A 24,028-nucleotide genomic window follows, 5' to 3' on the forward strand; every position below is an offset into this window, starting at 1 on the left:
GTTCCCCTTTCAATTCAGGATTCCACTCTTACGAATACTTTCCACAGCTGCCTGGAGTTCTTTCTCCGGCAGAACCAGCGCAAAACGTACATATCCTTCTCCCAGACTTCCAAAACTGCTGCCTGGTGTACAGATTACGCCACTTTTTTCCATCAATTCCATACAGAATTCGTTGGAATTGTGGAAGCCTTCCGGCAATGGTGCCCACACAAACATCGTACCCTGTGTATCTTTCACTTTCCATCCGATCTGTGATAATCCTCTGCACAAAGTACGGCTTCTTCTTTCGTATTTTTTACACTGCTCTGCAACACTGTCCTGTGGACCAGTCAGTGCGGCAATTGCTCCATACTGAACCGGATAGAAAATTCCGTAATCAATCTGTGAACGGATCGTCCTGAATTTCTCCACAATCTGTGCATTTCCCACACAGAATGACACTCTTGCACCGGTATAGTTAAAAGACTTGGACAGGGAATAAAATTCCACTCCTACTTCCTTTGCGCCTTCATACTGCAGGAAAGAACCACCTTTTTTTCCATCAAACACGATATCAGAATAAGCGTTATCATGAAGTATCATAATATCATATTTTTTTGCAAACGCAATCAGCTCCTGATAGAAGCAGTCATCTGCTGCTGAGCATACTGGATTGGACGGATAACTCACCACCATAAATCTTGCTTTTCTGGCTGTTTCTTCTGGAATATCTTCCAGCTTTGGAAGGAAATTATTCTTTTCATACAATGGATATTCCACTGTCACTGCATCGCACAGTTCTGGTCCGATCTTAAAAATCGGATATCCAGGATTTGGCACCAGTACCACATCACCAGGATTGCAAAGTGCCCAGGCAAAATGTGTCATTCCCTCCTGGGATCCATTCATGGACATAATTTCATTTTTTTCCAGCTGTACTCCAAATCGTTTCTGATAAAAGCTCTGCATAGCTTCTGTCAGCTCCGGCAGATCTGTCAGGGAATATTTATAATTTTCCGGTTTTAATGCCGCTTCTGCCACCGCTTTCCTGATATGCTCAGGAGGCTCAAAATCTGGCGTTCCAACCGAAAGATTGTAAATCTTCTTTCCTTCTTTTACCATTTCGTTTTTCTTCTCATTTAATAACGCAAAAATGCCCTCTCCGAACATTTCCGTTTTATCCGAAAATGTAAGCTTCATTTTCTGTCTCTCCTTCTGTCTCTTCCTGTTTTTTCTGTTCTTTCTTTTTCTGGCTGTATTGCTCCAGCATTGCACTAAACAGAAAAAGTGCGATGCACACGATACTGATCAGACTGCCCACATCCAGTCCGGATGGGGTGAAATTCATCTCAATCTGATGGCTTCCTTCTGTCAGATCTACCCCGGTCAGTGCATCTCCCACACGATAGGTGGATACATTCTCCCCATCTACCTTCACGGTCCATCCTTCATCATATGGAATCGTCAGCAACAATGTACCTGCCTGATCCACCTGAATTTCTCCACTGACATGGTTGCCTTCTTCCACCACATGCTCCATCTGATTGGCTGCCAGCTTCTGATAAACCTCCTGATACTCCTCATCACTGCAGGTATATACTCTTACCGGTACCGGACTGCTCTGGTTATCTTTATACGTAATTGTAATATTCGCCTTGCTGTTCTCTCCCTCTTCTGTTACAGTACCCAGATTAAACAGATTCTTTGTATAATTATTCACAGTCTTTTCACTCTGTGGCGTCTTGATCGTCACGCTCTTCACATTTTCTGTGAATTCAATATACGTCTGTTCTCCCGGGTGGAGACGGATGATATAAGTCGGTCCCTCTTCCAGTGAATAGGCTTCTCTCAGTGTATACGCAAACGGTACCCCAGTCGCCAGCTGTGCAAACTGAGCCTGAATCTCCATTGCTGTCTGGTTACTGTAAATGTTCCAGTTCCTGATCTCAGATGACACCATGAATCCCAGTGACAGTGCCTGGTTATTCTTATACAGATAGAGAGGTTCTTCATAGCCTTCCTGTGTCATCTGGTACAGTGTATCCGATCCTTTTCTGGATACCAGATATCGCACACCAAAGACATCATTGAACAGCTTTGTCATGCCATTATATCCATCTTTATTTGTTCTGGCCTCCATGCCAATGCTCCGGCACAGATTCACAGTTGCTTCCGGCATGGTAGAAGAAAACAGCACCACACCATTTGCTCCCATGAACATATTTTCATTTCGCATTCTCTGACTGTCAATCTCGCTGCGGTAAAAATCATCTGTCTGATCATATTCACCGACCAGCTTCTTATAAGCAATCTGTTCATCCACATAAGTGCTCCGTCCCACGGTTCCATTCATACAGATACCATAGATTCCGGTAACCGCCATCTCTGCTGCCAGCACGCTGGTCAGCACACATTTTGCCAGATGGGTTCTTCGTTCACTTTCGTGGTACCAGAGAAGCAGAATGCCATACAGTACCAGCAAAAGCAGGGTAACCATATAAACATACCATTCCCGCTCACCCTCCTGTGCCACCATACAATATGCTGTAAAGAGAATAGCGGCCAGCCAGGACAGCATAATCTTCCATGCCTTCATCTTCCTGATGTGCCGTATGGCATCAAATCCCATGGTCAGCAAAAGTGCTATATACAGAAAAGCAAACCGGTTTGGCAGACCATTCTGCACATGAAATCCATGCCAGATATAATTCAGCATATTAAAGTTCATACTCAGTGCCAGCAGTCCCAGCAGCAACAGCTTCGCTACCCGCTCAGAAAGACGCAGCTCCTGATCCAGCAGATAAAGTACTACCAGAATCAGCACAATCACACCACAATAAATATTAACCCCAGACTGGTCATCATAGATATTAATCGGTTCCACCAGTGCAAAATGTCCAGTCATCTGGGCAATTCCATCTGTGTAAAACTTAATCTTATCCGGGAAACTGCTGTCAGCTGATTCGGTAATCCCCAGATTCAGGTAAGCCGGCAGCAAAACCATTGCTGCCATTCCCCCTGCCAGCAATGAAAACCAGGTAAATTTCACACCTGTTCCCAGAAACTTCTTCACCTCAAACTTCTTGGCTCCAATCCACAATACCAGGAAATACAGGCAGGCAAACAGACAGAGCATATAGCCAATATAATAATTGCAATAAAGTCCATAAAGCAGTGCCAGGGCATACATACTTCCCTTCTCTCCTGCCACAATCTTCTCGATACCCAGCATCACCAGCGGCAGCACCATAATGCTGTCCAGCCACATCACATTAAAGTAATATCCGATCATGAATGCAGAAAGCGCATACATGCAGGCAAACGCAACTGGGAAATAGTCCTGATCCCCCTCTCTCTGAGACAGATACCATCCAAAAATGCCTCCGGTCAGCGCAATCTTCAGCAGAATCAGATATGCCATAAAATCCATCACATGTTCAGATGAAACGGCTGTAATCAGAAGATTCAAAGGACTGGCCAGATAATACGCAAAGACTGCCCACATATTGTATCCCAGACCGCCTCCAAAAGACCAGGTCAGGGACTGGCTGTTCACCAGCTTATCATGAAAATCCGTAAAGAACGGAAGATACTGGTGCAGCGAGTCAATGATCAGTCCCCCATGATCTCCAAATGGATAAACCCCATTCACAATATAAGCAATCAAAACGGTCAGCGCCGGAATCGCAAATCCCAGTCCGGCACACCATTTTCTCACTTTTTTCTGCTGCAATTCTTCCCGTGTGAAAACAGCATCCACTGTTCTAAACACAATCAGCTTACTGAATACAAAATTCAATACCAGTACCACTACCTGAATAATCAGCTTTGCGATCATATCCTGCATATTCCACACGCAGCAGAACATGACCACTCCAAAGATCTCTATGAACATGGTGAGCAGCCGCATACCGATGAACTGTCCCATCTCCTTCAGCAGTGCCAGATAACCAGTCGTTTTGCTTTCAAATACAAACTGTTTGTTTACCACATAGGCAAATAAAATTGACAGGGCAATTGCGAAAAAATTCGCCCTGGTTACGTCTATGTGAATCAGGTTACGGAAGATCCAGTAACTTACCAGATTCACCATTGTGGTACAGCCGCCAAAAAAGATATAGCGGATTCCCTGATTATGCATCAGTTTTTTTACATATGTTTCCATTCTTTTCACTTCCTGTCAGCTCACGGTCCAGGCAGAAGGAATAAATCAGTATCTCTTTTACCGGATAATCCGTCAGCGTTTCTAATGCGTTTTTATAACAGCCTAATTGTACCCTATATTTTTCATAGAGGGAAGAGGCTTCTTGAAATTTCACAAAATCTGTCTTGTAATCCACCAGCACAATCTGATTTTCTTCTATAAAATAGGCATCTATGATTCCCTGCATCAGAATCCTTTCTCCGGCATCCCATTCTGGATGGATATCTGCAGCTGATATCTCCATCACAAACTGCTGCTCCCGATACAGACATCCCTTTTTCTGTGCCTGCGCCATACGGCGTCCAAGCTTCGACTTGTGAAACCGTACCAATTTCTCTGTATTCACACATTCCAACTCTTTTTCCGTCAGAATTCCTTTTTCCGTCATGCGGTTCAGTTCCTCCTGCACCGTATGTCCCAGATCAATATTTTCCATAATCTTATGATAAATGGTTCCGCGTCCTGCGCCGGTAAGCGCCGTCTCTTCCTGCAGGAAATGCGGCACGATCACCTCTTCCTGATCTGGTTTTTCTTTTTCTTCTCCCGGTTCATACAGTATTTGGCTCTCCTCCAGAAGTTCTTCCATACTTCTTTTTTTCACCTCTGAGACACTGACCTTACTCGGAATCTGTGAGGTTGCTTCATATGGATACCGGAAGGTCAGCTGTTCTTCCAGCTGCTTCCAGGCCGCCGGGTCAGGATGTGTACTTTCAGGGAACTGCAGCAGTTCCTGTTCCTGAATCAGATACTCCGTCTGCCGCTGTGCTTCCTGCTCCAGAAGATCCGCCACCTGATAACGCTGTATCTGTATACTCTGTCCTTCTTTTGTCAAAAGGACCGGCATGATCCAGTCACAGTCTGACTTTGCCTGTATCCGGTCGGTATAGGAAAGTTTTTTCTGCTCTCCCTGTATTCTTCCTTCCCATTTTTCCAGCTTTTTATCCAGATTTTCTGTCCCACAGGTCACAATCAGTTTTTCTTTTGCTCTGGTAAGTGCCACATACAGCACCCTCATTTCTTCTCCCAGATTCTCGTTACGAATCTGCATCTTGATAAAATTCTTAAACAATGTACTTCCACTGACACGTAGAACCGGATCTGTAACATCACACCCGATTCCCAGATCCATATGGGTGACAAATGCGCTCTGTGCATCACTCTGGTTCAGATTCTTCCCCATACCGGCTGCAAATACAATTGGGAATTCCAGTCCCTTACTTTTATGAATGCTCATGATCCGTACCATATGAGCTTCTTCCCCGCCGATTGGTGCCTCGCCAAAGTCCACTTCATATTTACGCAGATTATCCATGTAACGCACAAAATGATACAGCCCATGATAGCTTCCTGCCTCGTATAAAGTTGCTTTTTCCAACAGCATTTCCAGGTTTGCCTTTCTCTGCTTTCCTGCAGGCATGGCCGATACATAGGACAGATATCCAGTTTCATCCAGCAGTTCCCACAACAGTTCCTGCATTGGTGTATACACCGCTTTTTTTCGGAACCGTTTCAGCATAGCAAAAAATGGCTGTAATTCATCTGCTTCCTGGCAAACCTGCCAGAATGGTTTCCCCTGACTGCTGCTTTTCAATTCTGCCAGCTGTTCTGCCGTCAGTCCTCCAATAGGAGAATACAGAACTGCAGTTAATGGAATATCCTGACACGGATTGTCGATAATGGTCAGAAGTGCCAGCATTGTCTGAACCTCCGGAGCAGAAAAATATCCGTTTCTTGCTCCGGCAAATACCGGTATTCCCATTTTTCCCAATATTTTTGCAAAATCCTCTGCCCACCCGGTAATGGTACGCAGTAAAATCACGATATCACCAAACTGAGCCGGGCGGTAGGATTTTATCGTTTTATCCCAGACTGGCTGATTTCCTGCCAGCTCCAGTATCCGGTTTCCAATCATCCGCGCTTCCAGCTCCCGTGCTGTTTCTTCTGATTCTTCTCCTTCTTCCTCCTGTAGATCCAGCAGCAGCAATTCAGAGGAAAAATTTTTTTCTTCCGGTCCCAATTCAAAAACTGCTCCCGGGTAGAGTCTTGCCGCATCATCATATGCCACTTTTCCCAGATCCGTATCCATGATCTTTTCAAAAATTCCATTTACGCTGTCCAGCACCTGATGTCTGCTTCGGAAGTTCTTATGAAGATCCACACGTCGGTGATGCCCTTCTGTCAGAGAATAGGTTGCATATTTCTCCATGAACAGCTCTGGCCGGGCCAGCCGGAAACGATAAATACTCTGTTTCACATCTCCCACCATAAACAGGTTGTACCTTCCGTCCGATTCCCCGGAAATACTGGTAAGAATCATCTCCTGTACCAGGTTGCTGTCCTGATATTCATCGATCATGATCTGCTGAAAGTAATCTGCAAGATCCCTGGCTGCCTGGGTACGCTGACTGTTCCCGTCTTTTCTTTCCACCAGAATCTTCAACGCCAGATGCTCCAGATCATGGAAATCGCAGAGATTCCTTCTTCGTTTTTCTTCTTCATATCTTCTGGAGAACTCCGTCGTCAGATCCAGCAGCTGTTCCATCATCGGTGCACAGGCCCTCATCTGCCGGTAGATCTGCTCCGGTGTGGTATAAAAATAGGTTTCTTTCAGTTTCCCTATATTTTTCTTATACTCATCCCGAAGATTTTTCACCTTATCTCTGAGTTGCGGATCTACCTGTTCATCTTTTTTGGAAGAGAGTGTTTTCCATTTTTGAATTCTATTGATTGCACTGCTATATTCCTGATAGTCCCAAATTCCAGTCAGCAGTTCCAGCTGCGCAAGGTCATCTTCGATAGCACTCTCATACATATATGGTCCCTCTGCCTGATGGCAGATCTCCAGAGCCCTCTGTGCCATATGAAGCATATCCTGTTGCTGCACATTCAGGATCTCAACCAGCTTTCTGATCCAGTCCATCTGAAAAAACTGCTGCACGCTTTCTGCTTCATAGGCACTGCAACACGCTTCCAGCCATTCCTCTGGCCATGGAAAACTCATGGAAAACTGGTAAAGCTGCAGGATCGTCTCATCCAGTACCTGATCACTTCTTCCCGTTGCCACACACTCCACCATATGAAGAAATGCCTCTGTTTTTTCTGCGTATTTTTCTTCCAGCAGCTGAGCCAGTACATCGCTTTGCAAAAGCTTCTGCTCTCCGTCATCTGCAATGCGAAAATCCGGATCCAGGTCAATTGTATGAAAATAATTACGGATCACATACTGACAAAAGCTGTGGATCGTTGAAATCTGTGCATTCGGAAGCAGGGCTATCTGACGCTGCAGATGTTCCTGCATACCCGGATCCTCCTCTGCTTCCGCCTGTTCTTCCAGACGTTCCCTGATACGGTCCCGCATCTCTCCTGCTGCTGCATTGGTAAATGTTACAATCAGCATCCGGTCAATCTCTGCCGGATGCTGTTCATCCATCAGCAATTCCAGAATCCGTTCCACCAATACTGCTGTTTTTCCGGATCCTGCTGCTGCCGAAACCAAAATATTGCAGTCTCTTAAATCAATGACTAATTTCTGTTCACTGGTCCAGTTCGTTCCCATTTTTCTGACTCTCCATCTGTTTCCATATCATTTCTTCGGAATATTCCTTTAACCTGTGGTAATGTGTACCCGGCATTTTTTTATCCATTCTGCAAATAGAACGATAAATACAGTAATCACAGCCGGTCTGCGTTTTTCTCTCAAAAGGAACTGCTACAATCTCTCCGTCCAGCATCCGTCTTCCCAGTTCTTTCATCTTTTCCTGTACAAAATCTGAGAGTATATGAAACTGTTCTTTTTTCACTGTTTTTGACCGTTTTGACAGACTTCCATCTTTATTTTCTGCCACTGGTATCAGGTCAGAACTGCCAGAGAAATACTGATCCATTTCCCGGTATACCTTTGGCTCCTCATTTACCAGACCGCTCACCTTCAGTTCTTTCAGGATTTCCTGCCGGATCTGCTCCGGACTGGCTGTTTCCTTTCCGGTCAGCATCGGATCTTTTACATGGTAATAGAAAATTCCGGCTGGAACGATCTCTTTATCACGGTGAATCCGTTGTTCCATTTCCATTGCAGCATTTAAATATACCACCAGCTGCAGCTGCAAACCATAATACAGTGCCACCAGATCAAAGGATTTGTTCCCAGACTTATAATCGATCACTTTAATATAGACTTCCTGCTCTTTTTCACAGACATCAATCCGGTCAATTTTCCCCTTCAGTCTCATTTTTTCTTCATCTGACAGCGCCAGATTTACAGCATCCAGATCTGCTACCTGAGAAAAAGAGACTTCTATGCCTGCCGGCCGGAACTGTCCTGCCAGGATCTGTTTCTGCAGAGCCCAGGCTGTCCTTCTCAGTATTCGTCTGAGCCGTTCGATCATAAATTCATTTCTGGCACTGCTATGCAAAATCTGATGCCCATATTCTTCTGCTGCCTGATCCACGCACTCATCCATAATCCGGTCACGGACTTCTTCCGTCATTCCTTCCCATCCGCCTTCTTCCTGTTCCACTTTTCTGGAAAACAGTTCAATCATTCGATGGGTAATGGTTCCCATATCCACTGGATGGAATTCATATTCCTGACGTTCTTTCAGCTGCAGTCCGTATTGCAGGAAATGCGCAAATGCGCAGGATGCAAACTTTTCCAGTCTGCTGACACTGTTGCTGAGCATTTCTCCATATAGCTTTCTGGCAGCTGCCTTACTGATTCCACTTTCTTCAAACCTGAGAAACGCAGCGTGAACCAGGTTTTCTGCCTGTTTCTGCCATTTATCGCTACTGCGGTACCACTGATACAATTCCATCCATTCCCCGGATGGATATTCTTCCCGGATCTTTTGCAGCCCGTCTGCCAGCAATGTGATTCCAGTCTCAGGTGTCACAGAACGTTCCACAATGCCATCTGCATAATCTTCATCTGTTACGGTCATATCCGGGAACAGACGCATTACGGTTCGAATCACATAAGACGGCCGCATGGATGCGCCGTCTGCATTTCCTTTGCAGAAAGACAGATACAGCTTTTCCGATGGCTTTGTCAGATTCTGGTACAAATAGAACTTTTGAATATAGCTTTCTTCTCTTGCAGTGGGAGCCAGTTCTACTCTGGATGCCTCCAGTGTCTCCCGTTCCATCTCTGACAGAATTCCTCCGCCACTGCCGCTTTTCGGCACCCATCCATCATTTAATCCCATAAAAAACAGAACCCGGATATCTTTCAGACGTGTTCGCTCTATATCGCCGATCTGAACCCGGTCCATAGTTGGCGGTATAATGCCTACTCTCAGTTCTTCAAATCCAGTCTCCAGCAGTTCCGTATACTCCTGTAAAGGCAATGTTTCTTTCCCCAGCAGTTCCACAATCTTATCAAAAAGATCTATCACCAGCTGATATACCTGGTCATACTCTTTCTGCAGATCCTGTCGTCCCTCTTTTTCAAACATGGACACATACTCAGCCAGCTGATGCTGTATGCCAAATAGTACCCCAAGCTGATACAGTTCTTTTGTCTTTTCCAATACAGTTGTCTTCCCGGATCGCAGCACTGTTCTTGCAGTCTCCAGTGGTTCCATAATCTGCTGCCGCATTTCTTCACAACGATCCAGATCTTCCTGAAGAAATCCATCCGGAATCCAGTCAAATGGCTTCTTCCATCGGCTGTGGCTTTTCATACCGGCAGCCAGCACATAATTTTCCAGTAAATCTACTTCTTCTGGTATCAGTCCACACAGGCCTGTCCGCAGGACACGAAAAATTCCCGGTACCATCACATCCTGTCTCGCCAGATCCAGTACTGCACGAAGCAGCTCAATATAGGGATTGGTAGATACTGTTCTTCTGCTGTCCATGAAAATCGGAATTTCATATTCCTGAAATACATGGGGCAGTATATCTCCATATACCTCCATATCACCGGTTATAATGGCGATTTCCTGATAACGATAGCCTTCCCGGATCAGTTTTCGTATGCTGCGCCCCACATAATGAGACTCCTGCATCGGATTGGCCGCCATATGAATACTGATATCTTCCTTCTTTCCAGAAGGATTCCAGACTTTTCCCTTTCTTCTTCGAAAGATCCTGTTCTCCAGGAAGCCCAGTTCCTGACTGTTTTGGAATCTTGGCAGCGGCTTTCCTGTCAAAATCTGTGGTTCCAGGATCTCACACCCACATTCTTCTGCCATATGGCTTAACGTGCGGATTGTCTTCTTGCTCAGATAAAACAACTCATGTTCTCCATAGATGCGGAAAAACTCCTCTCTGCTGTCTATGGTCACTGTCACATATACTTCTTTTGCCAATACCAGCAGTTCTTTCAGAAGTTTTTGCTGAATTGGGGTAAAGCCGGTAAAGCCATCCAGCGCAATCACACAGCCTTTCAGGATCTCTGACTGGTCTGCTATCTGGCACAATGCGTCCAGGGTCTCTTCTGCTGTAATGTATTTTCCTGCCAGTTCTTCCTGGAATCCACGATAAAGAATATCCAGGTCTTTTAATTTATAATAAAGCTGAGGCCGTTCCTTCCCGGCCTCCAGCATTCTTTCCATCTTCTCCTGATCAATATCGTACTGGGCAAATTCGGATATCATCGACTTAATCTGAGCCAGATAACCTTTTTTATTCAGATTGCCTTTTAATACCCGTAGCTCGTCCCGGTGTCTGGCTGCCGCCCTGCGCAGCATCAGTGTCTTTCCGGTGTCTTCCAGTACTGTTCTGCGGTCAGCTCCCACCTCTTCAAAAATACGGTGAGCCAATCGCTGAAAACTTAAAATGTCAATATTAATAATACCTTTTTTCGGATGCAGACGCACCAGTTCTTTCTGTGTCTGCATAGTAAATTGCTCCGGCACAATCACCAGGAACTTTGTTCCTGGTGACTGAACCGAAGCTGTTATAATGTTCTTATACAATTCATAGGATTTTCCGCTGCCGGAATTACCTAAAATTAGCTGAAGGGACATACCTTCCTCCTATTTACACAACTGTGCCAGTCTCTCTTTCACCTGTGCCATCATATCGGTGTATTTTGCCAGCTTGCCTTTTTCTTCTTCAATCTTGGCTGCCGGTGCTTTGCTGACGAACTTTTCATTGCTAAGCATACCGTTTACACGGGCAAGTTCTTTCGTGAGACGCTGTTCTTCTTTCTTCAGACGCTCGATTTCTTTTTCGATATCTACCAGTTCTGCAAATGGCATATAGATCACTGCCTCATGGATTACTGCGGATACTGCATCATCTGCAATACCTGCTTTATTTGCCTGGATCAGTACTTCACTGGCATATCCAAGAGTAGCAAAGAAGACTTTACCATTTTCGAAAATATTACGAACTGCTTCATTTTCAGAAACAACGTATACTTTTGCTTTCTTGCTTGGCGGTACATTCATACCGGTTCTGACATTTCGAATCGCACGTACTGCTTCTTTGATGGTCTCTACTGCCGTCTCATCTGCTTCGAAATTCCAGCTGCCGGTATATTCCGGCCATGCAGAAATCATAATGGATTCTTCCTGTGGATTCAGTGTACAGAAAATCTCTTCTGTAACGAATGGCATAAATGGATGAAGGAGTTTTAATGCGTTGCCAAGTACTGTTTTCAGAGTCCACAGTGCAGCAGCTTTCGTAGTATCTTCGTCATTGTACAGACGAGGTTTTACCATCTCAATGTACCAGTCACAGAATTCTTCCCAGATAAAATCATATACTTTCTGTACCGCAATACCCAGTTCGAATTTATCCATGTTTTCTGTCACATCTTTTGCCAGTGAATTGACCTTAGACAAGATCCATTTATCTGCCTGTGTCAGCTGATCAGCCGGCATATCCTGTGGCACCTCTGCTTTTTCCAGGTTCATCATGATAAATCTGGATGCGTTCCAAATCTTATTGGCAAAGTTACGGCTGGATTCTACTCTTTCCCAGTAGAAACGCATGTCATTTCCTGGTGCATTACCGGTCATCAGTGTCAGACGCAGCGCATCTGCACCATATTTATCAATAACCTCCAGAGGATCAATACCATTTCCAAGAGACTTACTCATCTTGCGTCCCTGTGAGTCACGTACCAGACCATGAATCAGTACATGGTGGAACGGTGCCTTACCAGTCTGCTCCAGTCCTGAAAATACCATACGGATAACCCAGAAGAAAATAATATCGTATCCAGTTACCAATACATCCGTCGGATAGAAATAGTTCATCTCCGGTGTATTGTGTGGCCAGCCAAGTGTGGAAAATGGCCACAGTGCAGAGGAAAACCAGGTATCCAGAGAATCTTCATCCTGTTTAAAATGTGTACATCCACATTTCGGACATTTTTCTGGTGCGCCGCCTTTATTTACTACCATCTCACCACAGTCATCACAGTAGTAAGCCGGGATCCGGTGTCCCCACCACAGCTGTCTGGAGATACACCAGTCCTTGATATTTTCCAGCCAGTGTAAATAAGTTTTATCAAAACGTTCCGGAACGAAGGTCAGCTCGCCGTCTTCCAGTGCTTTAATAGAAGCTTTTGCCATGTCTGACATCTTTACAAACCACTGTGGTTTTACCATTGGCTCTACGGTAGTATGGCATCTGTCATGAGTTCCTACTGCATGGCTGTGTGGAACAACTTTTACCAGAAGACCTAATTCATCCAGATCTTTGACCATGGCTTTTCTTGCTTCATAACGATCCATGCCAGCATATTTGCCACCCAGTTCGTTAATGGTCGCATCATCATTCAGGATATTGATCTCAGCCAGATTGTGACGTTTTCCAACTTCAAAGTCATTCGGGTCATGAGCCGGTGTGATCTTTACACAGCCTGTTCCGAATTCTTTGTCTACGTATTCATCTGCAATGACAGGAATCTCACGATCAGTCAACGGCAGCTTTAACATCTTACCAACGATGTCAGTATATCTTTCATCGGTCGGATTTACTGCCACAGCAGTATCTCCCAGCAGTGTTTCCGGACGGGTGGTAGCGATCTCCACGAAACGTCCCTCTTCTCCCACTACCGGATAGTTGATATGCCAGAAGAATCCGTCCTGATCTTCGTGCTCCACTTCTGCATCAGACAGAGAAGTCTGGCAGACCGGGCACCAGTTGATAATACGGCTTCCTTTGTAGATCCAACCCTTTTTATAAAGCTTAACAAAGACTTCTTCTACTGCTTCAGAACATCCTTCATCCATGGTGAAACGTTCTCTTTCCCAGTCTGCGGAAGCTCCCAGCTTCTTTAACTGGTTGATGATGCGGCTGCCATATTCTTCTTTCCATTCCCATGCATATTTCATGAAAGCATCTCTTCCGATTTCATGCTTGTCAATGCCTTTTTCCTTCAGCATGTTGGTTACTTTCACCTCTGTGGCAATGGCTGCATGGTCTGTTCCCGGCTGCCACAGTGCTTCGTATCCCTGCATTCTCTTATAACGGATCAGAATGTCCTGCATGGTGTTATCCAGTGCATGTCCCATATGCAGCTGACCTGTTACATTTGGCGGCGGCATAACAATGGTAAATGGTTTCTTATCTGGATTGACTTTTGCATGGAAGTATCCGTTGTCTACCCATTTCTGGTAAAGACGGTCTTCCAGACCCTTTGGGTCATAAGTTTTCGCTAATTCTTTGCTCATAACTGCTCCTTTCAAATCTTGTGGTTTCAACTGAAATATGAAAACGCCCCTTGCATACAAATATATGCAAAGGGCGACAATATCGCGGTACCACCTTTGTTCACAGCAGATCTCAAACGTATCCTGTCTGCACTGCTGTATCTTCTGCATTCTATAACGGGAATTCCCGGAATAACTTACGCACCATCAGAGTTCTGTCTTTTCTGATCCAGAATCACTCTGCATCCATACGCTCTCTGGCTTCTGTCATTCAGTTCCAAAGCTACCTTCTGCCTGTCTCGATACGTGGTGCCTTCCAGCCTGTGGACATCCTTCTCTGGCGTGATAACAGACATACTCCTCTTTGTCATAACTTTTCGCTGTGTGCTACTGTTCACAGTAACCTCTATGCTCCATGATAACGAAACGTCCCCAGTTTGTCAAGGAATTCTTATTGTTTATGGCTGTCTGCCGGAGTCTTGCTGATGATGAACTGATCAAATGGATGCCTAGATCCATCATTTTAATCCGGCCATGAACAGTTCATAGAAGTCATCTTCTCCGTCCAGCAGCGGTGAATTCTCTCCACCACCATTGGTGCTGCGCCGCATGGAAGCATAGAATTCTTCCCCGGCATTGACCACTTCCATCTCATACAGTTCATATCCAAGTCTGCGGCAGATACTGCAGAATTCCCGAAGTGGATCCACCGCCGTCTGAGTGTCCAACAAGGTCTTTCTTAATACATCATCTTTTCTTGCATCATGCTGAAGCTGTTCCAAAATCTCTACTGTATTCATCGTCTTCCTCCCGATCCCTGTTTTCGCCCATATATCCCTATATCTGCCTGATCAGTCAACCTGTCAGGCGTTTCTATATTATTTTTTCATCATACATCAGTCGTTATCGTCTTTGCAAGTCTTATATACTTTTTCCAATTCATTTAAATATTTTTCAAATACATCCAGGGCTTCCTCGATCGGCTGTGCGGCAGACATGTCCACATCACAAAGCTTTAACAAATCGATCGGATCCATGGAGCTGCCCCCACTCAGGAACTGCTTGTATTTTTCTACAATTCCCTCTTCTCCCTTCAGAATCTTGCTGCTGATAGCAATCGCTGCCGCAAATCCGGTAGCATACTGGTACACATAAAATGGTGTATAGAAATGTGGAATTCGTGCCCACTCGTATGCGATCTCCGGATCAGAGATCATTTCTTCTCCAAAATACTTTTTATTCAAGGTCAGATACAGTTCACACAGCTGATCTGCCGTCAATACTCCGCCTTTACTTACGATGTCATGAGTCAGCATCTCGAATTCTGCAAACATCGTCTGGCGATACATCGTTCCTTTGAACTGATCCAGAAAATAATTGATCAGATACTTTCGTTCCACCGGATCACTGGAACGTTTCAACAGATCTGAGATCAGCAGTGCTTCATTACAGGTAGAAGCCACCTCTGCTACAAAGATCTTATATCCTGCATACAGATATGTCTGACTGTGATCCGAGTGCCAGGAATGCAGTGCATGTCCCATTTCATGAGCCAGTGTGAACACATCATTCAGACTGCCATGATAATTCAGTAAGACATACGGATGTGTGCCGTATGCTCCCCAGGAATAGGCTCCTGTCCGTTTTCCTTCATTCTCATAGATATCGATCCACCGATTGTCAAATCCTTCCTGCAGAAGTGCCTGATAATCCTCTCCCAGCGGTGCCAGTGCCTGCTTCACAATTTCTTTGGCTTCCTCAAAACTGTATTTCTTTTCCGGTGTTTCTACCATTGGCACATAAACATCATACATATGCAGTTCTTCCAGACCAAGCAGTTTTTTTCGAAGAGCCACATAACGATACATGACCGGAAGCCGTTTTTTCATAGTTGCAATCAGATTCTGGTACACTTCTACCGGAATGCTATTACTATCTAACGCCTCTTCCATGGCATTGGCATAACGATGCTCCTTTGCAAAAAAGTCTGCCTGCTTTGCATTGCCATAATAAGCTGCTGACAACGTATTACTATACTGCCGATACTCTCCATACAGTGCTTTGAATGCATGCTTCCTCAGCGTACGATCCCTGCTTTCCATATAGGAAATATAGGTTCCGACGGTAAGCTTCTTTTTCTCCCCCTCTTCATCTGTAATCTCTGGAAATGTAATATCTGCATTATTGAACATGGCAAACACATTGGATGGAGTCTGAGCCAGTTCTCCTGCTTTTGCCAGTAATTCCTCTTTCTCCGGATCCAGAATATGAGCCTTTTTTCTGATAATCTGCTTCAGAAACCAGTCATATTTTTTCAGTTCCGGTACCTGATCCACCTCATTTTTCAGTGTTCCTTCATCCAGCATCAGAATCTCCGGCTCCAGCCAGGACGTCACCTGATTCATCTTCGCCGCCATGATCTGCGTCTCTCCGCTCATCTTCTGATACTTTGCATTGGCTGTATCCTCATGATTTCGTTGATTGGCATACACATACAGCTTCTCAAAGAGCTGATTCATCTCTTCGTAAAGATTCAATGCTTTTTCAAGGGCTTCTGCTCCATCTTGCAACGTTCCCTGAAGTTCTGCGAACTGCTCCATCCATGTATCCAGCTTTTCCGCATCCTGTGAAAAAAGCACCTCATTCTCATAAAGATCCTCCAGACGCCAGGTATTTTCCACCCGCTGTTCCTGTCGCTTCATACTGCAAACCTCCTTAATATGGCAAAACACCCTATAGATATAGAGCATTCCGATTGTAATGGTATTATATCAAAATTTACTCTTCATAACCAGATATCTTCCTCTTCCGACACTATCTAGTCACAAATTTCAAATTTTTCTTGTTTTCCAGGGTCAGCGAACTCCCTGTGTATGCCTCAAACTACAGAGCCATAGAAGCACAGAACACTCTATGGTTATTGTACTCCAGACCGTAGCACAGCGCGTCTGGAGATAATAACCTAGAGTGTTCGTCCGTTTAAATCCATTTTATTGTTCAGTTTCCAGCCAGCTGTCAATCAGATTCCAGATCTCCTCGCGTCCCTGCTTAGTCTCTGCGGAAAATGGAATCACAATTCCATCTGACTTCATATTCAGCCCGGTCTTGATCGCCTTGACCTGTTTCTGAAGCTGACTTCGTTTGATCTTATCCAGCTTGGTGGCAATGATAATTGGCTCATAGCCATTGTAAATAATCCAGTCATACATCATTTTGTCATTAGCTGACGGATCATGGCGGATATCGATCAGCAGGAAAACTGCCTTGAGCATCTGTGACTTCTGCAGATAGCGTTCGATCAGCTTGCCCCATTTTTCTTTCTCAGACTGGGATACCTTCGCATATCCGTATCCTGGCAAATCCACCAGATACATAGCATCATTAATATTATAAAAATTAATGGTCTGTGTCTTTCCCGGCTGTGCACTGGTACGTGCCAGTGACTTACGATTCATCAGTGCATTGATCAGAGAGGACTTTCCCACGTTGGATTTCCCTGCAAACGCAACCTCAATTTTCGTATTCGCCGGTAATACACTGGTAATACCGCACACTGTTTCCAATGCTACATTTTTTATAACCATTCGTTTCTCCTGTTATTTGCAGCCCTCTGCCAGATCAGCTTATGAGAGCGTACTCTATTCATCTTCTACTTTCTTCTTCTTTTTCCCAGACTTCTTCTCAGGAATCTTTCCAGTCAGTGCCACCTGCAGAATATCTTCCATGGTCTCTGCATAACGAATATCCAGTCCTTTTGTGATCTCAGTGGAGATCTCTTCTACATCTAGCTTATTCTTGGACGGCACAAATACAATCTTCATGCCTGCGTTCCTGGCTGCCAGAAGCTTTTCTTTGAGTCCGCCGATCGGCAGCACTCTGCCTCTTAAAGTAATCTCTCCGGTCATTGCTACATCAGCCCGTACCGGAATCTTCGTAATCGCTGAAATCATAGCTGTCACCATCGTCACACCAGCAGATGGTCCATCCTTTGGAACAGCTCCTTCTGGAATATGGATATGAATATCATGTTTACGGAAATATTCGTCTGAGATATGATACTGGCTGCTCACAGATCTTATGTAGCTGATACCTGCCTGCGCAGATTCCTTCATTACATCCCCTAGCTGACCTGTCAGTTTGAATTCGCCTCTTCCCGGCATGGTATTTACTTCAATCTGAAGAGTATCTCCACCTACACTGGTCCAGGCCAGTCCTCTTACAATACCGATCTCATCCTGATCATTCAGCGTCTGAATTGTAAAACGTACTTTTCCAAGATACTTTTCCAGATTCTCTTCTGTGATCTTTACGGATTTCTTTTTCTTTTCCAGTGTCTCTCTTGCCGCTTTTCTGCAGATCTCTCCCAGTTTTCGCTCCAGGCCACGCACTCCTGCTTCTCTGGTATAGCCAGAGATCACTTTTCGCAGTGCATCATCTGTAATACTGATCTTTTCCGGGTTCAGTCCATTTTTCTCCACCTGCTTGATCCAGAGATGTTCCTTCGCAATGTGGAACTTCTCATTCTCAGTATAGCTGGTGACCTCAATCAGTTCCATACGATCCAGAAGTGGTCTTGGTATACTCTGTACATCATTAGCTGTTGCAATAAAGAGCACTTCTGACAGATCCAGAGGAATCTCAATATAATGATCACGGAACTTTACGTTCTGTTCCCCATCCAGCACTTCCAACATGGCGGATGCAGTATCTCCTTTATAATCACTGCTCAGTTTATCAATCTCATCCAGCAGCATCAGTGGATTCTTCACACCTGCTGTCCGGATTCCATTGGCAATTCGTCCTGGCATTGCCCCGATATAAGTTCTGCGGTGTCCGCGAATCTCTGCTTCATCTCTGACTCCACCCAGACTAATACGAACATACTTTTTATCCAGCGCCTTTGCAATGGATCGGGCAATGGAAGTCTTTCCTGTTCCAGGAGGTCCCACCAGACAAAGAATCGGGCTGTCTCCCTTTTTAGTCAGAATACGGACGGATAAGAACTCCAGGATACGTTCTTTGACTTTTTCCAGCCCATAATGATCTGCTTCCAGAATTTCTCTGGCCCGCTCAATATCTTTGCTGTCCTTGGACGCTTTGTCCCACGGCATTTCCAGAAGTGTCTCAATGTAACCACGAATCACAGAGCTTTCTCCTGAGTTCATGCCTATGTTACGATAACGCTGAATCTCCTTCTGGATCTTTTCTTTTACTTCTTTGGATGCTTTCAGTTTTTTCAGTTCTTCCTCGAACTGATCTGCTTCATTTACATTATCTTCTTTTAATTCTTCCCGGATCAGCTTCATCTGCTCACGCATAATATATTCCCGCTGATTCTTGTCAATCCGTTCTTTTACCTTCTCCTGAATCTCAATCTTGATCTGAAGAATCTGAATCTCATTCTCCATGATGGAACAAAGCAATTCACAACGTTCCTTCAGTTCCACTGCTTCCAGAACCTTTTGCTTCTGCTCATAATAAAGTGGAATATTCATGGCAATCTGTGCCGTAGCCTTTTCCAGATCATTTAATTCCATAATCTGGCTGATCAGTTCCTTGCTGACCTTGCCATTTACGCTGCAGTAACGTTCAAAGGTTTCTTTCATGGAACGAAGCAATGCTTCTTTTGTATTCTGATCCATCGTATCTTCTTCTACAAAAGTCAGGATATCTGCATCCAGATATTCCGGATTGTCTGAAATGTCCACCAGCTCTGCTCTCTGTATTCCTTCTGCCAGTACGCGAAGAATATTCTTTGGCATCTTGATCACCTGCTTAATCTCCACAATCGTGCCGATCCGATACAGATCATCCAGCACAGGTTCTGATACCTCCGGATCCTTCTGAGTTACCACAAACAGCTTCTGGTCACTCAGCATAGCCTGTTCCACGGCTTTTATCGACATCTCCCGACTGATATCAAAATGAACAATCATAGCCGGAAGAATCGTCATGCCCCGCAGTGCTACTGCGGGGATATGCTTCATTTCTTCTGTCATATTTACACCTATGCAGATTCCGGTGTCTGAACAATCTTTTTCTTGGTATTTCTTACCGGAATCAGTCTTTCTTCACTGTGAATTAACTGGGCTTCCCCTGTTCCGTCCACCAGTTCTTTTGTGATGGTACATTCCGTAATCGTCTCATCTGATGGAATGGTATACATTAGATCCTGCATGGTTTTTTCCATAACAGATCTCAAACCTCTGGCTCCGGTCTTACGTTCCATAGACTGATGGGCAATTTCTTTCACCGCATCTTCCTTGAAGTCCAGCTGCACTCCGTCCAGTTCAAACAGTTTCTTATACTGTTTGATAATGGAGTTCTTCGGCTCTTTCAAAATACGTACCAGGGTATCCTCATCCAGTGCATCCAGAGAAACCACTACCGGTACACGTCCCATGAATTCCGGAATCATTCCAAACTTCACAAAATCCTGAGGAACGACTTCTTTTAATACTTCACCCACATTCTTTTCTGCCTTGTCATCCAGTGTACGGTTGAATCCCATAGTCTTGGTATCCATTCTGGTCTCGATAATCTTATCCAGCCCTTCAAATGCACCACCACAGATAAACAAAATGTTGGTGGTATCGATCTGGATCAGTTCCTGCTGCGGATGCTTTCTTCCTCCCTGTGGCGGAACGCTGGCAACCGTTCCTTCCAGAATCTTTAATAAAGCCTGCTGTACTCCTTCTCCTGATACATCTCTGGTAATAGAAGCGTTCTCAGACTTTCTTGTAATCTTATCGATCTCATCAATATAAATAATGCCGGTCTGAGCCCGTTCAATATCATAATCTGCTGCCTGAATCAGCTTCAGCAGTATATTTTCCACATCTTCGCCTACGTAACCTGCTTCTGTCAGAGTAGTCGCATCTGCAATGGCAAATGGCACATTCAGAAGTCTGGCCAGTGTCTGAGCCAGATAGGTTTTTCCACTTCCGGTTGGTCCCAGCATCAGGATATTACTCTTCTGAAGCTCGACTCCCAGATCCTTTCCAGCCATAATTCTTTTATAATGATTGTAAACTGCTACTGCCAGGGCTTTCTTTGCGTTGTCCTGTCCGATGACATAGTCATCCAGCACTCTCTTGATCTCTTCCGGCTTCAGCAGATTGATTTCCTGTTCTACGTGATCTCCATAATCGTCTGCCAGTTCTTCTTCAATAATTTCACTGCAGATCTCAATACAGTCATCACAAATATACACGTCATTCGGTCCGGCAATTAACTTACGTACCTGATCTTCACTTTTGTTGCAAAATGAGCAGCGAATCTTCTGCTCTCCGATTCTTCCGGCCATTCCTGTTCTCCTCTTTGTTTGTTACAAATAACCTTTTATTCTGTTTATGGAAATGACGGCACAGTTCCTAACACTCCGCCGTCATTTTCCTCTTATCTGTTTGATATCACCATATCAATCAGACCATATGCTTTTGCTTCTTCTGCCGTCATGTAATTGTCACGTTCTGTATCACGCTCGATTACTTCTACCGGCTGTCCTGTATTTGCTGCCAGATATTCATTCAATTTCTTTTTGGTTTTCAGGATCTCTTCTGCTACGATCTTAATCTCCGTAGCCTGACCTCTTGCACCACCTGACGGCTGATGAATCATAATCTGTGCATTCGGTAATGCAATTCTTTTTCCCTTGGTACCGCCGGCCAGAAGGAAAGCTCCCATGCTGGCTGCCATACCAATGCAGATGGTAGATACATCACACTTGATATACTGCATAGTATCATAAATTGCCCATCCTGCACTTACGGATCCTCCCGGACTATTGATATACAGCTGAATATCTTTTCCCGGATCTTCTGCTTCCAGGAAAAGCAGCTGTGCAACAATCAGGTTGGCACTTACATCGTTTACTTCTTCACCCAAAAAGATGATTCTGTCTTTTAATAATCTGGAGTAAATATCATAGGATCTTTCCCCTCTGCTTGTCTGTTCAATGACATAAGGTACAAAACTCATGATAACACCTCCTGCCTTACCGGCCTGCTGTCTGTACAGATTCGCTGATTAGTCTTCTTTCTTCTCTTCAGCTTCTTCTGCTTTCTTTTCTACTTCTGTTGCTTTGTCTCTGATGAAGTCTACAGCAGCCTGAATCTTCAGTTCTGCCTTCATCTGATCCAGTCCGCTCTCGCCAAGAGCTTCTTTGATCTTATCTACTTCCATCTTGTATGCTTCAGACATCTTCTTCAGTTCTTCTTCGATCTTCTCTTCTGCGATCTCGAAGTTCTCTTTTGCTGCGATTGCTTCCAGAACCAGGCTGTTCTTGATGCGCTTCAGAGCTTCTGGTTTCATCTGATCCATCAGCTTCTCTGCTGTCATACCGGTAAACTGGAAGTACTGATCTACTGTAAGACCCTGAGACTGGATTCTTCTTGCGAAGTCATTAGCCATCTGTCTTACCTGTCCGTCTACCATAGCATCTGGGATATCCATCTCAGCGTTCGCAACTGCTGCTTCTACTGCGGCTGCTTCTTTTGCATTCTTAGCTGCTGCTTCTTTACGTTCTGTCAGTTTCTTCTTCAGATCTTCCTTATATTCAGCAAGTGTATCGAATTCTGATACATCCTGAGCAAATTCATCATTTGCTTCTGGCAGTTCTTTTACTTTGATTTCATTTACCTTGCATTTGAAGACTGCTTCTTTTCCAGCCAGATCTTTTGCATGGTAATCCTCTGGGAAAGTAACCTTTACTTCTTTTTCTTCTCCGGCTTTAACACCTACCAGCTGTTCCTCAAATCCTGGGATGAAGCTGCCTGATCCGACTGTCAGGTCATAGTTCTCAGCTTTTCCGCCGTCAAATGCAACACCGTCTACAGAGCCGTCAAAGTCAAGCTTGATCATATCTCCATTTTCCACACCTCTGTCTTCTACGGTGGTGGTTCTGGAGTTCTTTTCTCTTTCTTTGTCAACTTCTGCATCTACTTCTTCATCTGTGACATTGATCTCTGTCTTTGGAACTTCTACTCCTTCGTATGCACCAAGGGTAACTTCCGGTTTTACAGCTACTTCTGCTGTGAAGATGAATGGCTTGCCCTTTTCGATCTGAACTACATCGATCTTTGGCTGGGAAACCAGATCCAGATCACAATTCTCGATCTCTGCATCATATGCCTTCGGGATCAGCTCGTTTGCTGCATCTTCATAGAAAATACCTGCGCCATACATCTTTTCAATCATAGCCTGTGGAGCTTTTCCTTTACGGAATCCATGGATGTTAATCTTGTTTTTATTTTTTACATATGCATGTTTGATTGCTTCTTCAAACTCTTCTGCGCTGACTTCGATAGTCAGTTTTGCCATATTGTGCTCTAAATTTTCTACCTTTAAACTCATTTTAGATAGTTCCTCCTTGATATCTTACTTCTTGTCTTTCCAGGCGGACATATCGCCTGCTGGCGGTACCCCCGTAAAAATGCGCACTTTCCCATGCTTACACTCATTTTAGTACTATAACATAAGTTGGCGTAAATGGCTAGTACTTTTTTCGTGATAAAAATGTATTTTGCCACTATATGCGTCTACTATTATCAGATATTGTATATGATGCTTTTCGATAATGTATCAGATTCTTCCTTACCACACATGCGTGTTACCAGTTCCAGCGCAAATGGAATCGCAGTTCCCATGCCGCGGCTGGTAGTAATGTGTCCATCTGTCACTACCAGATCAGTAGATATGGATGCTCCGGTCAGTCTCTCTTCAAATCCCGGATAACAGGTTGCTTTTCTGCTTCTTAACAGTCCCAGATCTCCCAGTACGCTTGGTGCTGCGCAGATAGCTGCAATCCCTTTTTTCTCCTGATCTGCTTTCTTCAGAAGTTCTGCCAGATACTGATGTTCTCCCAGATGCAGTGTGCCTGGCATTCCTCCCGGCAGGACAAACATATCACCGTCTGAAAAATCACATTCTTCAAACAATGCATCTGCTTCCAGAGTAATATGATGTGCTCCTACGATGTTCTTTTTCCCCATGACAGAGACCATGGTTACTTCCACGCCTGCCCGTCTCAGTACATCTACAACCGTCAGCCCCTCAATTTCCTCAAAGCCATCTGCCAGAAATATGTATAATTTGCTCATTTTATTTTCCTCCAGTTTTGCCACATAATTTTCCACTAATGAAATCAGTTCTTTTGCCGTTTTTATTTGTTCTTGTTTATCTCCATTATTTATATTATACCCACTTTTACTCCTCCCACGCAATTTCTATTTTCTAA

Annotated in this window: 14 protein-coding genes; all 14 read right to left on the minus strand. The window is 44.5% G+C overall.

Annotation, left to right across the window (positions count from 1 at the left end; all coding sequences use genetic code 11):
- Window positions 1-9: 9 nt before the first annotated feature.
- Window positions 10-1,179, minus strand: a complete 1,170-nt coding sequence (locus OCV47_RS05475) for an aminotransferase class I/II-fold pyridoxal phosphate-dependent enzyme (RefSeq protein ID WP_262654243.1) — start codon at window positions 1,177-1,179, stop codon at window positions 10-12.
- On the minus strand, window positions 1,157-4,144 hold the full coding sequence (locus OCV47_RS05480) for a YfhO family protein (protein ID WP_262654244.1): 2,988 nt from the start codon (window positions 4,142-4,144) through the stop codon (window positions 1,157-1,159). Before OCV47_RS05480 ends, OCV47_RS05475 begins: the two co-directional genes overlap by 23 nt.
- Window positions 4,113-7,739, minus strand: coding sequence for a helicase-exonuclease AddAB subunit AddA (gene addA, locus OCV47_RS05485; RefSeq protein WP_262654245.1), 3,627 nt, complete (start codon window positions 7,737-7,739; stop codon window positions 4,113-4,115). Before addA ends, OCV47_RS05480 begins: the two co-directional genes overlap by 32 nt.
- On the minus strand, window positions 7,717-11,151 hold the full coding sequence (addB, locus tag OCV47_RS05490; RefSeq protein ID WP_262654246.1) for a helicase-exonuclease AddAB subunit AddB: 3,435 nt from the start codon (window positions 11,149-11,151) through the stop codon (window positions 7,717-7,719). Before addB ends, addA begins: the two co-directional genes overlap by 23 nt.
- A 9-nt stretch (window positions 11,152-11,160) precedes the next feature.
- Window positions 11,161-13,812 carry a valine--tRNA ligase gene (locus tag OCV47_RS05495; protein ID WP_262654247.1) on the minus strand — a complete coding sequence of 884 codons (2,652 nt, stop codon included), beginning with the start codon at window positions 13,810-13,812 and terminating at the stop codon, window positions 11,161-11,163.
- Between the two features lie 176 nt (window positions 13,813-13,988).
- Window positions 13,989-14,189 carry a hypothetical protein gene (locus OCV47_RS05500; RefSeq protein WP_147323877.1) on the minus strand — a complete coding sequence of 67 codons (201 nt, stop codon included), beginning with the start codon at window positions 14,187-14,189 and terminating at the stop codon, window positions 13,989-13,991.
- Between the two features lie 120 nt (window positions 14,190-14,309).
- Entirely contained in the window at window positions 14,310-14,591 is a 282-nt protein-coding gene (locus OCV47_RS05505) for a hypothetical protein (RefSeq protein ID WP_117447769.1), read from the minus strand.
- A gap of 96 nt (window positions 14,592-14,687) precedes the next feature.
- A complete protein-coding gene (gene pepF, locus OCV47_RS05510; RefSeq protein WP_262654250.1) occupies window positions 14,688-16,493 on the minus strand; it encodes an oligoendopeptidase F in 1,806 nt (601 codons plus the stop codon).
- A gap of 288 nt (window positions 16,494-16,781) precedes the next feature.
- Window positions 16,782-17,375, minus strand: a complete 594-nt coding sequence (gene yihA, locus OCV47_RS05515; RefSeq protein WP_117447767.1) for a ribosome biogenesis GTP-binding protein YihA/YsxC — start codon at window positions 17,373-17,375, stop codon at window positions 16,782-16,784.
- Window positions 17,376-17,429: 54 nt separating this feature from the next.
- Window positions 17,430-19,790, minus strand: coding sequence for an endopeptidase La (lon, locus tag OCV47_RS05520; RefSeq protein WP_262654252.1), 2,361 nt, complete (start codon window positions 19,788-19,790; stop codon window positions 17,430-17,432).
- Between the two features lie 8 nt (window positions 19,791-19,798).
- On the minus strand, window positions 19,799-21,097 hold the full coding sequence (gene clpX, locus OCV47_RS05525; protein ID WP_256296868.1) for an ATP-dependent Clp protease ATP-binding subunit ClpX: 1,299 nt from the start codon (window positions 21,095-21,097) through the stop codon (window positions 19,799-19,801).
- A gap of 92 nt (window positions 21,098-21,189) precedes the next feature.
- The gene (clpP, locus tag OCV47_RS05530) at window positions 21,190-21,771 is read right to left on the minus strand and encodes an ATP-dependent Clp endopeptidase proteolytic subunit ClpP (protein WP_256296870.1); all 582 of its coding nucleotides are present in this window, start codon (window positions 21,769-21,771) and stop codon (window positions 21,190-21,192) included.
- 48 nt (window positions 21,772-21,819) lie between these two features.
- Complete coding sequence (tig, locus tag OCV47_RS05535; RefSeq protein ID WP_256296872.1) at window positions 21,820-23,145, minus strand: trigger factor; 1,326 nt, start codon at window positions 23,143-23,145, stop codon at window positions 21,820-21,822.
- A 194-nt stretch (window positions 23,146-23,339) separates the two neighbouring features.
- On the minus strand, window positions 23,340-23,891 hold the full coding sequence (locus tag OCV47_RS05540) for a DJ-1 family glyoxalase III (protein ID WP_262654255.1): 552 nt from the start codon (window positions 23,889-23,891) through the stop codon (window positions 23,340-23,342).
- Between the last annotated feature and the right edge of the window lie 137 nt (window positions 23,892-24,028).

Source organism: Muricoprocola aceti, assembly GCF_025567005.1.
Lineage (GTDB): Bacteria > Bacillota > Clostridia > Lachnospirales > Lachnospiraceae > Marvinbryantia > Marvinbryantia aceti.

Bases quoted from the DNA above. Each gene is read 5' to 3' on its own strand.
- OCV47_RS05475 (WP_262654243.1), bottom strand. From the start codon at position 1,179: ATGAAGCTTACATTTTCGGATAAAACGGAAATGTTCGGAGAGGGCATT.
- OCV47_RS05480 (WP_262654244.1), bottom strand. From the start codon at position 4,144: ATGGAAACATATGTAAAAAAACTGATGCATAATCAGGGAATCCGCTAT.
- addA (WP_262654245.1), bottom strand. From the start codon at position 7,739: ATGGGAACGAACTGGACCAGTGAACAGAAATTAGTCATTGATTTAAGA.
- addB (WP_262654246.1), bottom strand. From the start codon at position 11,151: ATGTCCCTTCAGCTAATTTTAGGTAATTCCGGCAGCGGAAAATCCTAT.
- OCV47_RS05495 (WP_262654247.1), bottom strand. From the start codon at position 13,812: ATGAGCAAAGAATTAGCGAAAACTTATGACCCAAAGGGTCTGGAAGAC.
- OCV47_RS05505 (WP_117447769.1), bottom strand. From the start codon at position 14,591: ATGAATACAGTAGAGATTTTGGAACAGCTTCAGCATGATGCAAGAAAA.
- pepF (WP_262654250.1), bottom strand. From the start codon at position 16,493: ATGAAGCGACAGGAACAGCGGGTGGAAAATACCTGGCGTCTGGAGGAT.
- yihA (WP_117447767.1), bottom strand. From the start codon at position 17,375: ATGGTTATAAAAAATGTAGCATTGGAAACAGTGTGCGGTATTACCAGT.
- lon (WP_262654252.1), bottom strand. From the start codon at position 19,790: ATGACAGAAGAAATGAAGCATATCCCCGCAGTAGCACTGCGGGGCATG.
- clpX (WP_256296868.1), bottom strand. From the start codon at position 21,097: ATGGCCGGAAGAATCGGAGAGCAGAAGATTCGCTGCTCATTTTGCAAC.
- clpP (WP_256296870.1), bottom strand. From the start codon at position 21,771: ATGAGTTTTGTACCTTATGTCATTGAACAGACAAGCAGAGGGGAAAGA.
- tig (WP_256296872.1), bottom strand. From the start codon at position 23,145: ATGAGTTTAAAGGTAGAAAATTTAGAGCACAATATGGCAAAACTGACT.
- OCV47_RS05540 (WP_262654255.1), bottom strand. From the start codon at position 23,891: ATGAGCAAATTATACATATTTCTGGCAGATGGCTTTGAGGAAATTGAG.